General features: G+C 69.6%; 11 protein-coding genes. 10 read left to right on the forward strand and 1 reads right to left on the reverse strand.

All coding sequences use genetic code 11. The features are described 5' to 3' along the window. Window positions 1-12 precede the first annotated feature (12 nt). The 6 genes from ABZ564_RS29860 (at window position 13) to ABZ564_RS29885 (ending at window position 8,049) form a co-directional block, all read left to right on the forward strand. The gene (locus ABZ564_RS29860) at window positions 13-1,023 is read left to right on the forward strand and encodes an ABC transporter permease subunit (RefSeq protein WP_360862243.1); all 1,011 of its coding nucleotides are present in this window, start codon (window positions 13-15) and stop codon (window positions 1,021-1,023) included. Next, window positions 1,020-1,928: a carbohydrate ABC transporter permease gene (locus ABZ564_RS29865; protein WP_360862244.1), complete on the forward strand. Its 909-nt coding sequence runs from the start codon at window positions 1,020-1,022 to the stop codon at window positions 1,926-1,928. The genes ABZ564_RS29860 and ABZ564_RS29865 overlap by 4 nt, the downstream gene beginning before the upstream one ends. 79 nt (window positions 1,929-2,007) lie before the next feature. Further along, window positions 2,008-3,654 carry an extracellular solute-binding protein gene (locus tag ABZ564_RS29870; protein WP_360862245.1) on the forward strand — a complete coding sequence of 549 codons (1,647 nt, stop codon included), beginning with the start codon at window positions 2,008-2,010 and terminating at the stop codon, window positions 3,652-3,654. Between the two features lie 64 nt (window positions 3,655-3,718). Beyond that, entirely contained in the window at window positions 3,719-5,824 is a 2,106-nt protein-coding gene (locus tag ABZ564_RS29875) for a DUF2264 domain-containing protein (RefSeq protein WP_360862246.1), read from the forward strand. Continuing rightward, window positions 5,821-6,828 carry a hydroxyacid dehydrogenase gene (locus tag ABZ564_RS29880; RefSeq protein WP_360862247.1) on the forward strand — a complete coding sequence of 336 codons (1,008 nt, stop codon included), beginning with the start codon at window positions 5,821-5,823 and terminating at the stop codon, window positions 6,826-6,828. Before ABZ564_RS29875 ends, ABZ564_RS29880 begins: the two co-directional genes overlap by 4 nt. Window positions 6,829-6,855: 27 nt before the next feature. Then, on the forward strand, window positions 6,856-8,049 hold the full coding sequence (locus ABZ564_RS29885; protein ID WP_360862248.1) for a polysaccharide pyruvyl transferase family protein: 1,194 nt from the start codon (window positions 6,856-6,858) through the stop codon (window positions 8,047-8,049). 103 nt (window positions 8,050-8,152) lie between these two features. Here ABZ564_RS29885 and ABZ564_RS29890 read toward each other — a convergent pair whose 3' ends face one another. Continuing rightward, the gene (locus ABZ564_RS29890; RefSeq protein ID WP_360862249.1) at window positions 8,153-8,761 is read right to left on the reverse strand and encodes a phytanoyl-CoA dioxygenase family protein; all 609 of its coding nucleotides are present in this window, start codon (window positions 8,759-8,761) and stop codon (window positions 8,153-8,155) included. A 128-nt stretch (window positions 8,762-8,889) separates the two neighbouring features. Here ABZ564_RS29890 and ABZ564_RS29895 point away from each other — a divergent pair, with 128 nt between their 5' ends. The 4 genes from ABZ564_RS29895 (at window position 8,890) to ABZ564_RS29910 (ending at window position 11,762) form a co-directional block, all read left to right on the forward strand. Beyond that, window positions 8,890-9,054 (forward strand): helix-turn-helix domain-containing protein, encoded by a 165-nt coding sequence (locus tag ABZ564_RS29895; protein ID WP_360862250.1) that lies wholly within the window; start codon window positions 8,890-8,892, stop codon window positions 9,052-9,054. 128 nt (window positions 9,055-9,182) lie between these two features. Beyond that, a complete protein-coding gene (locus ABZ564_RS29900) occupies window positions 9,183-9,896 on the forward strand; it encodes an SDR family oxidoreductase (RefSeq protein WP_360862251.1) in 714 nt (237 codons plus the stop codon). 64 nt (window positions 9,897-9,960) lie between these two features. After that, window positions 9,961-10,995: an alcohol dehydrogenase catalytic domain-containing protein gene (locus ABZ564_RS29905; protein WP_360862252.1), complete on the forward strand. Its 1,035-nt coding sequence runs from the start codon at window positions 9,961-9,963 to the stop codon at window positions 10,993-10,995. Continuing rightward, on the forward strand, window positions 10,992-11,762 hold the full coding sequence (locus ABZ564_RS29910) for an SDR family oxidoreductase (protein WP_360862253.1): 771 nt from the start codon (window positions 10,992-10,994) through the stop codon (window positions 11,760-11,762). Before ABZ564_RS29905 ends, ABZ564_RS29910 begins: the two co-directional genes overlap by 4 nt. The last annotated feature ends 107 nt before the right edge of the window (window positions 11,763-11,869 follow it).

Below are 11,869 nucleotides of genomic sequence, written 5' to 3' on the forward strand. Positions count from 1 at the left end.
ATGCTCGATCGATTGGAACGACCGCGGAAACCGGCCTTCAAGAAGGCTCCGCCGAAGGCCCCGAAGAACACTTTGAACAACGCCCGGGAGAACACCGCGCGGATCCAGGCGGGTGAATCCAGGTGGCGCCGTCTGCGCCGGGACCGGCTCCTGCTCATCTGCGCCCTGCCAGGCGTCGCCGTCCTGCTGCTCTTCCACTACGTCCCGCTCCTGGGCAACGTCATCGCCTTCCAGGACTATCAGCCGTTCGTCGGCATCAAGAACAGCGAATGGGTGGGGTTTCGCAACTTCGACGTCATCTTCAACGGCGATCCGCAGTTCATCAACGCTCTGCGGAACACGCTGATCCTGCTGTTCCTCCAGGTCGTACTCGTCTTCCCGGCGCCCATCGTGCTGGCGCTCGCTCTCAACACCCTGACCTCGGAGCGCACCAAGCGGCTCGTGCAGAGCGTGCTGTACCTGCCGCACTTCCTGTCCTGGGTGATCGTGGTGGCGATCTTCCAGCAGTTCCTCGGCGATACGGGCCTGCTCAACAGTGTGCTGCGCGACAACGGTGCCGACTCCATCCACGTCATCGGCAATGTGGACTGGTTCAAGGCGCTCCTCACCAGTCAGGTGATATGGAAGGACACCGGATGGGCGACCATCCTCTTCCTGGCCGCCCTGGCCCAGATCCCGCCCTCTCTGTACGAGGCCGCCGCCGTCGACGGGGCGAACAAGTGGCGTCAGATGTGGCACGTGACGCTGCCCGGGCTGCGCGGAATCATCATCCTGCTTCTCATCCTGCGGCTGGGAGACGCCGTCACGGTCGGCTTCGAGCAGATCGTCCTCCAGCAGGGGCCCGTGGGCCGGGACGTCAGCGAAGTGCTCGACACCTACGTCTACAACAACGGCATCGTCGGTGGTGAGTGGGGCGTCAGCGCCGCCGTCGGGCTGGTGAAGGGGCTGGTCGGCGTCGTCCTGGTGCTGGGCGCCAACAAGGTGGCCCACCTGTTCGGAGAGCGAGGGATCTACCAGTCATGACCTACACCCCCGTCCATTCCCGCGGTTCGCTTTCCCCCCGTGCCCTGGGCCGGCTCGCCGGTCTCGTCAAGGCGGTGGTGTTCACCCTCGTGTGCGCCGTGGTGATCGTTCCGTTCATCGGGATGATCTCCACCAGCCTGGCATCGCGTGAACAGGTGACCAACGCCGGCGGCTACGTCCTGTGGCCGGACAACCCCACCTTCGACGCGTATACGGCGATCTTCTCGGGGGGAGTCGTCACCCGCGCCCTCGCCGTCAGCGTCGGTGTCACGGTGACGGGGACCCTGTTGAGCCTGATGTGCACGGCGCTGCTCGCCTACAGCCTGAGCAGGCCCGGGTCCTTCGCCCACAAACCACTCCTCATGGTGGTGCTGTTCTCCCTGCTCTTCACGCCCGGGATCATCCCCAGCTATCTGCTCGTGAAGAACCTCGGAATGGTCGACAGCTATTGGTCGATCATTCTCCCCACGGCGATCAACGCCTTCAACGTCATCGTCATGCGCGCCTTCTTCATGGATCTTCCGCAGGAACTGCTGGAGAGCGCACGGATCGACGGCGCGAGCGACCTCACCGTTCTCCACCGGATCATTCTCCCGCTGTCACGCGCGGTGCTCGCCGTCATCGGGCTCTTCTACGCGGTTTCCTACTGGAACGCCTTCTTCGCTCCCCTGCTGTACCTGAACGACAGTTCCAAGTGGCCGTTGCAGTTGGTACTGCGCACCTACGTGGTCAACAACACCGAACTGGGCGTCGAGCAACTGAACGCGTCCGCCGAGGCGTTGCCACCCCAGCAGTCCATCCAGATGGCGATTCTGCTGGTCTCGGTGATTCCCATCCTGCTGGTCTACCCCTTCCTCCAGCGTCACTTCACCAAGGGAATGCTGACGGGCGCGGTGAAGGGCTGATTCCGGCGCATCGCAGGAGCTGTACGAGCTGTACGACCTTTCGCTCTCTCCGTGCTGTTCGAAAGAAACAGAGGATCTCATGAACGACAACCGCAACGTTCTCAGCCGCCGTACGGTCCTCCGCGGCACCGCCGTCGCGGTCGCCGCCGTCGGAGTCGGCGGCCCGCTCCTGACGGCGTGCGGCGGGGACGGCGGCGGCGCGGCCGAGGCCGGGAAACGGATCAAGCTGCCCCACCACGTCGCGCGCGACCTCGGCATCAAGCCCGATCTGCCCAAGGTTCACAAGGACGGCACCGACGGGTACTTCGGCTTCCCCCAGGAAACGGTCAAGTCGGTGCGCAAGGCGCCGGGCAAGGGCGGAAAGGTCTCCGGGTTCGTCCAGACCTACACGCCCGTCCCACCGGGCGTGGACCGCAACAAGTACTGGCGCGCACTGAACGGCAAACTCAACGTCGACCTCCGGATGAGCGTCGTCGGGGCCGGCGACTACAGGACCAAGATCGCCACTCTCATCGCCGGTGACGACCTGCCCGACTTCACCCAGATCGTCAATGGTGCGGTCCCGGAGCTGGCCCCGTTCCTCGAAGCCAAGTGCCAGGACCTCAGCGAGTTCCTGGCGGGCGACGAGATCAAGAACTATCCCAACCTCGCCAACTTCCCCCAGTCGTGCTGGAAGGTGCCGGCCGTCAACGGCGGGATCTACGGCCTCCCCATACCCCGCCCGCGCGCGGTCATGGCCCTCTTCGGCCGGGACGACCTGCTGGAGAAGCAGGGCATCGACCCCTCCCCGAAGACGTTCGACGAGTTCTTCGCCGCCATGAAGGCGTACACCGCCCCCACGAGGAACCGGTACGCGCTGGCCTGCCCGCTCGGCATGTTCCGCTATGTCCAGCAAATGCTCGGCATGCCGAACAACTGGGTGACCGAAGGCGGCAAGTTGTCCAGCGTGAACGAGCTGGAGGGGACGAAGGACGCCTTGGCCGCGCTGGCCAGGGTCCGCAAGGCCGGCCTGTTCCACCCCGACGCGTTCCTGGCCACCGCCCCGCACGTGCAGTGGTTCAACGCCGGCACGGTCGCGTTCATCCAGAACCCGAACAACAGCTGGGTCGACCTGTACGACCAGAACGTCGCCGGGGATTCGTACCGGATCACCGGCCGGCCGGCCTTCTCCTTCGAGAAGGGCGTCACACCGACGCCCTGGATGCAGGACCCCTCGTTCTGGGGAGGCTTCAGCGCCATCAAGAAGGGCAGCAAGGACCGCACCCGAGAACTGCTCGACATCGCGAACTGGCTCGCCGCCCCCATAGGAAGCCAGGAATTCCTCTTCCGCCGCTACGGCCTCGAAGGAGTTCACTACACCCGGGACGCCGACGGCGCCCCCGCGCTGAACGACAAGGGGAAGTCCGAAACAGCGATCGGCGTCAAGTTCATCACCGACTCGCCCTTCGTTCTCACCTACCCGGACAACGACGACGTGGTCCGCGGGATGCACACCTTCGAGAAGGTGTTCTTCGAGACGGCGGTGGACAACCCCGTCTTCGGCTTCTACTCGCCCACGCTGACCCGCAAGGGCGCCCAGCTCCAGCAGATCGTCGACGAAGCATGCGTCGAGATCCTGCAGGGCCGGAAGCCCGTCTCCTCCTGGGACGACACCATGAAGACATGGCGGCAGAGCGGCGGGGACCGCGCGTGCGACGAACTGCAGAAGGCCATCGAGGCAGGCTGACCTCCGTCGGCGGGACGGCGTCCGGCCGTCCCGCATCGGACCTGTCACCGGAAAGGAGAACGCGATGACAGCCACAGGTGTCCCGCTACCCCGGGAAGACCGCACGCAGTCCCCGCTGACCGGCTGGACACGCGCCCACTGGGAGCACACCGCGGACCGTCTGCTGTCAGCGGTACGCCCCTACGCCTCCAGCACCCACGCACTGATCGACCTGCCCGGCCCGACCGGCCGGTCGGGCCGGCACAGCGACGGCCTCGAAGGCTTCGCCCGCACGTTCCTGCTGGCGGCCTTCCGCCTCGCCAGGTCGGGGGACCACGACCCGCTCCAGCTCGCGGAGCGGTACGCCCGAGGCATCGCCGCCGGAACGGACCCCGCCTCGCCCGAGCGGTGGCCCACGCTGCGGGACACCCCGCAGGCCAAGGTGGAAGCCGCCTCCATCGTGCTCGCGCTGCACGAGACCCGCCCCCTCGTCTGGGACCGGCTGGACGACGCCGTGCGGGAGCGGGTGGTCGAGTGGCTGGCACCCGCGGTCGGCCAGGTGCCCAGCCGCAACAACTGGGCGTGGTTCCAGGGGGTGACGAACGCCTTCCTGCGCTCGGTCGGCGGGCCGTGGTCACCCGACGACGTCGACGCCGTCATGGCGCTGAACGAGGAGTTCTACGTCGGCGACGGCTGGTACGCCGACGGCACCGACCAGCCGGGCGACCACCGCAGGTTCGACTACTACTCCGGCTGGGCCATGCACTTCTACCCCCTCTGGTTCTGCCGCATCGCCGGCGAGGACGCCTACCGGGACCGGATGGCGCTCTACCGCGAACGGCTCTCCCGCTATCTCCAGGACGCGGCCCACCTCGTGGGCGCCGACGGCGCGCCGGTGTTCCAGGGGCGTTCCCTGACGTACCGCATGGCGGTGGCGGCCCCGTTCTGGACCGGGGCGCTCTTCGACGCCACGCCCCTCGCTCCCGGGCTGACCAGGAGGCTCGCCAGCGGTGTGCTGCGCTATTTCCTCGACGGCGGCTGCGTGGACGAACGCGGGCTGCTGTCCCTCGGGTGGCGGGACGCGTTCCCCCGGATCCGGCAGCCGTACTCCGGTCCGGCGTCGCCGTACTGGGCGAGCAAGGGCTTCGCCGGGCTCCTGCTGCCCGCCGATCACCCGGTGTGGACCGCGGTCGAGGAACCGCTGCCCGTCGAGGAGGCCGACACGGAGTTCCCTCTCACGGGCCCCGGGTGGCTCGTCTCGGGCACCCGCCGGGACGGGATCGTACGGCTGGTCCAGCACGGCGGGGACCACGCCGACCCGAGGTTCCTGGAGTCCGACGACAGCGTGTACGCGCGCCACGCCTACGCGACGGCCGCCGGGCCCGCCGTCGGCGGTACCGCGGACTCCCGTCCGGTCGACGCCCACGTCGCGCTGGTCCGCCCGGACGGCTCACCCTCCCTGAGGCGGCCCTGGCGAAGGCTGCGGCTGGACGGCAGGGTGGGAGTCTCCCGCCACCGGGCCCACTGGCTGGACGGCGAGCTCCCCGACTACTTCGTGCCCGACTCGTCCCGGTTCACCCCCGGCCCCGTCGTGACCACCGCATCGGTGCTGCACGGCGGGGCGGAGGTACGGCTGGCACGCGTCGACGCCTGGCAGCCACCGGACCGTGACGCCGAAGCCGACGGCGGTCAGGCACCGGGCCTCCCCGAGGACCACGGGCCGTGGACGCTCAGCATGAGCGGTCTGCCCGTCGCGGACGAGGCACCCGTCCAGGCACGTCTCTCGCCCGCCCGGGTCGACGTGACGACGGCGAACGGCCTGACCAGCACGGTGATCGGACTGCGGGGGCTCACGGAGGCGGCGGCCGTGGAGGCCGACGGCACCAACGCGTTCGGCCGGTACGCGGCCGTCCCCACCGCCACCAGCGGGCAGCCGGTGCGCCACGGCGAGGTCTACGCGGCTCTGCTGGTCCTCGCCGGCGACCCCGCGATCGTCACCTCCGCCGAGGCGGTGACCGTCGACATGACGGAGGACGCGCACGGGAACATGGTCAGCGTGGACTGGGGCGACGGACACCGCGACGAGGTCCGCCTCGACCCGCCGGGGAGCCGGACGGCCGAGACCGTCGCCCCGACGTATCCGGCACCCGCCCGGACGAATCCGGCACCTGACACTACGGAGACGACATGACCCGACGACCGCGGTGCGCGCTCGCCATGGCCGAGTACCTCCCCGCCCGGCTCTTCAGCCCCGCCGACCGGGCACGCATGGAGGCCCTGAGCGAGGTGGCACCGGTGGTGCTCACGGACTTCGACGGGGCCGGGGCACGGCGCGTGCTCGGCGATCTGGACGTACTGATCACCGGGTGGGAGGCACCGGTCATCGACGAGGCGGTGCTCGACCGCGCGCCGCGCCTGCGGGCCGTCCTGCACGCCGCCGGAACGGTGAAACACCACGTCCGCCCCGTCTGCTGGGAACGAGGACTGGCCGTCACCACGGCGGCGGACGCGAACGCCCTCCCGGTCGCCGAGTTCACGCTGGCCTGGATCCTGCTGGCGGGCAAGGGAGTGATGGCGCTCAAGGAGCGCTACGCACGGGAACGAGCGGCCATCCCCCTGCACCTCGACCACCCGGGCATCGGCAACGCCGGACGGCACGTCGGCATCATCGGCGCCTCTCGGATCGGGCGCCGGGTCATCGAACTCCTGCGCCCGCACGACGTCCTGGTCTCCGTCTACGACCCGTTCCTCGCCCCCGCCGACGCCGTGACCCTGGGGGTCCGGCCCCTTCCCCTGGACGAGCTGCTGGACCAGTGCTCGGTGGTGAGCGTGCACGCGCCGGTGACCGACCGCACGCGCGGAATGCTGGACCGCCGCCGGCTCGGCCTGCTGCGCGACGGCACGACGCTCATCAACACCGCCCGCGGTGCCCTGATCGACCAGCGGGCGCTCACCGAGGAGCTGGTCTCGGGCCGCCTGCACGCCGTCCTGGACGTCACGGAGCCAGAGGTCCTGCCCGCGGACTCGCCCCTGTACGAACTGCCGAACGTCGTGCTGACACCACATCTGGCGGGCTCCTCCGGCAACGAACTGACCCGGCTGGGCCGCTCGGCGGTGGACGAGCTCGAACGCCTCGTGCACGGCCGGCCCTTCCGTTCTCCCGTGGCCGCGCCCGATCTCGACCACACCGCCTGACCTTTCACACGAATGAGAGTCTGAATCATGGCCCATGAACGATCCGGCGCCCGTCCCCCGCGCCTCCTGCTGCGCTCCGCGTGGCAGACGGTGAACATCGGCGACGTGGCCCACACGCCGGGCCTGCTGGCCCTGTTGGAGAAACACATCCCCGAGGCCGAGGTGCAGGTGTGGCCGAGTGCGGTGGACAACGGGGTGGAAGCCCAGATCGCCGCCCGGTTCCCTCACGTGCGGGTGCTGAGGAACACCCCTGAGAGCCTCTCGTCGGCCATCGCCCACAACGACTTCCTGCTGCACGGGTCGGGGCCGAAGCTCATGGGAGCGAGGGAGCTGGCCCAGTGGGCGGAGGCCGGAAAACCGTACGGGGTCTACGGCATCACACTCCAGGAGAGCGACGAGGAGACGGTCCGCCTTCTGAGCGGCGCCGAGTTCGCGTACTTCCGGGACTCGGTCTCCCTGCGGCGGGCACGCGAGGCTGGGGTGAGCGCACCGGTGGTGGACTTCACCCCCGACAGCGCGTTCGCCGTCGACCTCGCCGACGACGCCGCCGCGCGGGCCTTTCTGGAGGCGAGCGGGCTGTCGGACGGCACGTTCCTGTGCTGCCTCAGCCGACTGAGGGTGAGCCCGTACTGGGACATGTACGACCGGCCCCTGACCGAGCAGGACCGGCGGGACCACGCCTACAACGAGCGGATGAGGGAGCAGGACCACGCGCCGCTGCGCGCCGCGATCGAGTCGGTGGTACGGAACACGGGCCTGAAGGTCCTGCTGTGCCCCGAGGACAGCTCGCAGATGCGGATCGCACGGGAGAACATCTACGACCGGTTGCCGGCGGACGTCCAGGACCGGGTGGTGTGGAGGGAGAACTTCTGGACCCTCGGCGAGGCATTGAGCGTCCACGCCCGGTCCGCCGGGCTGTTCGGCAGCGAGATGCACTCGCCGATCATGGCCGTCGGACACGGCGTCCCCGCCCTCGTGTGCCGGTGGAAGGAGCAGACGTCCAAGGGGTTCATGTGGCGTGACATCGGGCTCGGGGACTGGTTGTTCGACATGGACGATCCGGAGTCCGTGGCCCGGATCGCGCCTGCCGTCCTGAGCATGGCGGCCGACCCCGCCGCCGCGAGGACCAAGGCCGAAGCGGCCAGGGAGAGGGTGCACCGGATGCAGGCGGAGTCGATGCGTGTCCTCGCCGACGCACTCGGCGCGGCGCCGCGGCACTGACCGTCACGCCGCGCCGGGGCGCCGTGCCCGCGCCGCGCGAGACGCCGTTGATCCGGTGGGCGGTCATTCCGACGTCTGCCGGCAGCCGCGCCGGACGCCCGGTCTACGGGGCGGCGGGCGGCCCCGCACTGCAGTGGGAGCCGGGGGTGTGGACGCTGTGAGCGATGCGCAGCTCCGCCTCCCGGCCGGGCGCCGGCGAGGGTCGCAGATCCGGGGACGGATTCCACGAGAAGGGGTGACCGTGCGTGTGGGCCGCGTCATGAGAGGCGAGGGCCAGCGGGATCAGCCTCATCCGCGCGTCGATCCACGCACGGTCCCAGGGTCCCTCCTCGATGATCTGCCGCGCCGGACGGAACTCCAGGTAGATCGTCCGCCTCAGGCGGTTGCCCCGCACCGCGGGGGAGCCGTGCACCAGCATGGTGTCGTGCACGAGGACATCACCGGCCGCGAGTTCCACCTCGACGAATCCTTCCGGCTCCCAGCCCGTGTCCCGTTCGATGGCACAGATGTCGGCCGCGCGGCGCTGGGAACCGGGCAGAACCCGTAGCGCGCCTTCCCCCGAGCGGGAGTCGTCGAGGTAGACGCCGACGTTGAAGATGCGGTGCCGGCGCGGGTGCACGGCATCCTGGTGCCACGGCACGGGCGCACCGTCGCCGGCCCCCTTGAACACCAGGGACTCGTAGGTCGGCACGAAGTCCGGGCCGGGCGCCACCTCCGCGAACGCCTGTCCGTCCAGGAGCTGGCTCAGGCGGTCGGCCTCGCCCCCGGGTATGCCATGACCGTCTTCAAGGCCGTGACCGGGGTGACGATCGGCGCCTACATCCGGCAGGCCGGACGTCGTTGGCCCACGACCTCCTGCTGACCACGGACCTGTCCGTCGTGCAGATGGCGCACACGGCCGGATTCGGTTCGGCGAGCCGCTTCTACGCCGCCTTCTCGGCCACCTACGGCATGGCCCCGGCGGAGTTCCGCCGACGCCACCGAGCGCTGTACCCCGCGCTGTGACCGGCGCAGGCGACCGGGGCCGGGCGGCGGATTGTGCAAGGGACGAGCTTCCAGTCAATGGCACGGCCGTGCCCCCTGCGGCCACAGTTGCTGGTCCAGGACGTGTTTTCTTGTCGAGGAGCAATCGGATGTACGCAGCAGGTTCCCTTTCCGGCCTCCGCGTTGCCGTCACGGGAGCAACCGGTGGTATCGGCCGAGTGCTGGTGGCGGCCCTGCGGGAGCGCGGCGCGGCGGTGGCGGTGACGGGTTCGGACGAGCAACGCCTCGACTCCCTGACGCGGCACACGCCCGGTGTGGTCGGCCGTGTCGCCGACATCACCGACGAGGAGCAGGTGGCCGGCTTCATGGCGACGGCCGTCGGTGAACTGGGCGGCCTCGACGTCCTCGTCAACCTCGCGGGACTGTCGATCCCCGGCGAGATCGCGACGGCGTCGGCGGCGGACCTCGGCACCATGCTGGACGTCAACGTGTCCGGGACCGTGCTCGCCTGCAAGCACGCCATTCCGCACCTGGCCGGTGGACAGGGCCTGATCGTCAACGTGGGGTCCGCGGCGGGCCTGCGGCCGAACGCCACCGCCCCGGGGTACTGCACCGCCAAGGCGGCCGTGGCGATGTTCACCGCGGCCCTCTCGCTGCAGCTGAAGGAGCAGCGGATCCGGGTCACGCACCTGGCTCCGGGAGGAACCGACACCCCGTTCTGGGGCGACCGGCCCGTACAGCGGGAGTCCCTGATGGCGCCCGAGGACGTGGTCTCGGCGTTGCTGTACGTCATTTCCCTTCCCCCTCACGTGGTGGTGCGCGAGCTGCTCTTCGAGTCCACGGGAGCACCCCGGTCGCGTTGAGACCGGCCGCATGAGCCTCATTCATGAACTTCTTTCGCACTTCCTTCAGAAGATGGGACTTTCCATGCCCCTCGCGATTCAGTACGCGGGCCCTCGTTCGATCGTCACGGCGCAGGCCGCCCGGCGCCCGCCGGGGCCGGGGGAGGTGGAGATAGCCCCGGCCTACACCGGGATCTGCGGGACGGACCTGCATGTCTTCCATGGCGAGATGGACGGCCGTGTGCACCGGCCGGCGGTCCTGGGCCACGAGATGTCCGGAAGGGTCACTGCGATCGGTGAGGGCGTCACCCGCTTTTCCCCGGGGGCCCCTGTGACTGTGATGCCGCTGCGCTCCTGTGATGTGTGCGCGGCGTGCCGGAGCGGCCATCGGCACATCTGCCAGTCGCTGGAATTCATCGGCATCGACTCCGCCGGCTCTCTTCAGGAGCGCTGGACCGTACCGGCCGACGTGGTGATACCTCTGCCGCCCGATATCGACCTGGCGTCGGCGGCACTCGTGGAGCCGACGGCGGTGGCCGTCCACGACGTCCGCCGGGCCCGGGTCTCGGACGACGACACCGTGGTGGTCGTGGGCGCCGGACCCATCGGTGTGCTGATCGCCGTCCTCGCCCGCAGGGCCGGCGGTTCCGTACTGGTAGTCGAACCGGACGCCTACCGGCGGGACTTCATGTCCCGGCTCGGTTTTCCCACCGTCGACCCGGGCAGCGAGGATGCCGCGGCTGCCGTGGAGCGCTGGACCGAGGGGGCCGGTGCCTCCGTCGCCTTCGAGGTCTCCGGAGCGGAGGCCGGCCTGGCCACCGCAGTACAGGTTCTCGGGGTCCGCGGCCGGCTCTGCCTCGTCGCGATCCACCCCCGCCCGAAGAGCATCGACCTGCACCGGATCTTCTGGCGCGAACTGACCCTCGTCGGGGCCCGGCTGTACGAGCGGAGCGACTTCGCCGAGGCCGTGGAGCTGATCCACGACGGCACGGTGCCGGCGGACGCCATGATCTCCACGATCGTCCCGCTCGGTGAAGCGGCTGAGGCGTTCGCCGCCATGGAGTCCGGTCGAGGGGTCATGAAGGTACTCGTCCGAATCGGCGCAGGAGAGACACGATGACGGAACTGCGCTCCCCCTTCGACCTCTCCGGCAAGCGGGCCGTGGTCACCGGAGCCAGCCGCGGCATCGGCCAGGCCATAGCCGTAGCCCTCGCCCGGTCGGGAGCCGATGTCGTCGGTGTCTCCAGCACGATCACCGACGACGGCGAGACCGGCGCGGCGGTCCGTGCCGAAGGGCGGTCCTTCCAGGCACTGCGGGCCGACCTGGCAGACCGCCGAGCTGTCACCGATCTGGCGTCGACGCTCACGGAGACCCAGCCACCGATCGACATCCTGGTCAACAACGCAGGAGTCATCCGCCGGGCGCCGGCCGCCGTCCATTCCGAGGAGGACTGGGACCTCGTCCTGCAGGTGGACCTGACCGCCCAGTTCCTGCTGGCCCGGCACATCGGTGCGACCATGGTGCGCAGAGGCTCAGGCAAGATCATCTTCACGGCGTCCCTTCTGAGTTACCAGGGCGGCATCCTGGTTCCCGGATACGCCGCCGTCAAGCACGGCGTCCTGGGAGTGGTGAAGGCGCTCGCCAACGAATGGGCCGGGTCCGGGGTCAACGTGAACGCGCTGGCGCCCGGATACATCGCCACCGACAACACCGCCGCCCTGCGCGACGACCCGCAGCGCAGCGGGGCGATCCTCGACCGGATCCCGGCCGGCCGCTGGGGCGATCCCTCGGACCTCGCGTGGAGCGCGGTGTACCTGGCCAGTGCCGCGGCGGACTACGTGCACGGCGCGACGCTGCCCGTCGACGGGGGATGGCTGGGGCGTTGAGGGACGAGCGCCGGGGGCGGGCCCCGGGGGGCGGGCCCCCCCCCCGCCCCCAAGGGGCGAAAACCCCCCCCGAGCAAAGAAAAACACAAAACAGAAAAAAAAAAACA

Origin of the sequence: Streptomyces sp. NPDC019224 (genome assembly GCF_040632605.1) — a bacterium.
Taxonomy (GTDB): domain Bacteria; phylum Actinomycetota; class Actinomycetes; order Streptomycetales; family Streptomycetaceae; genus Streptomyces.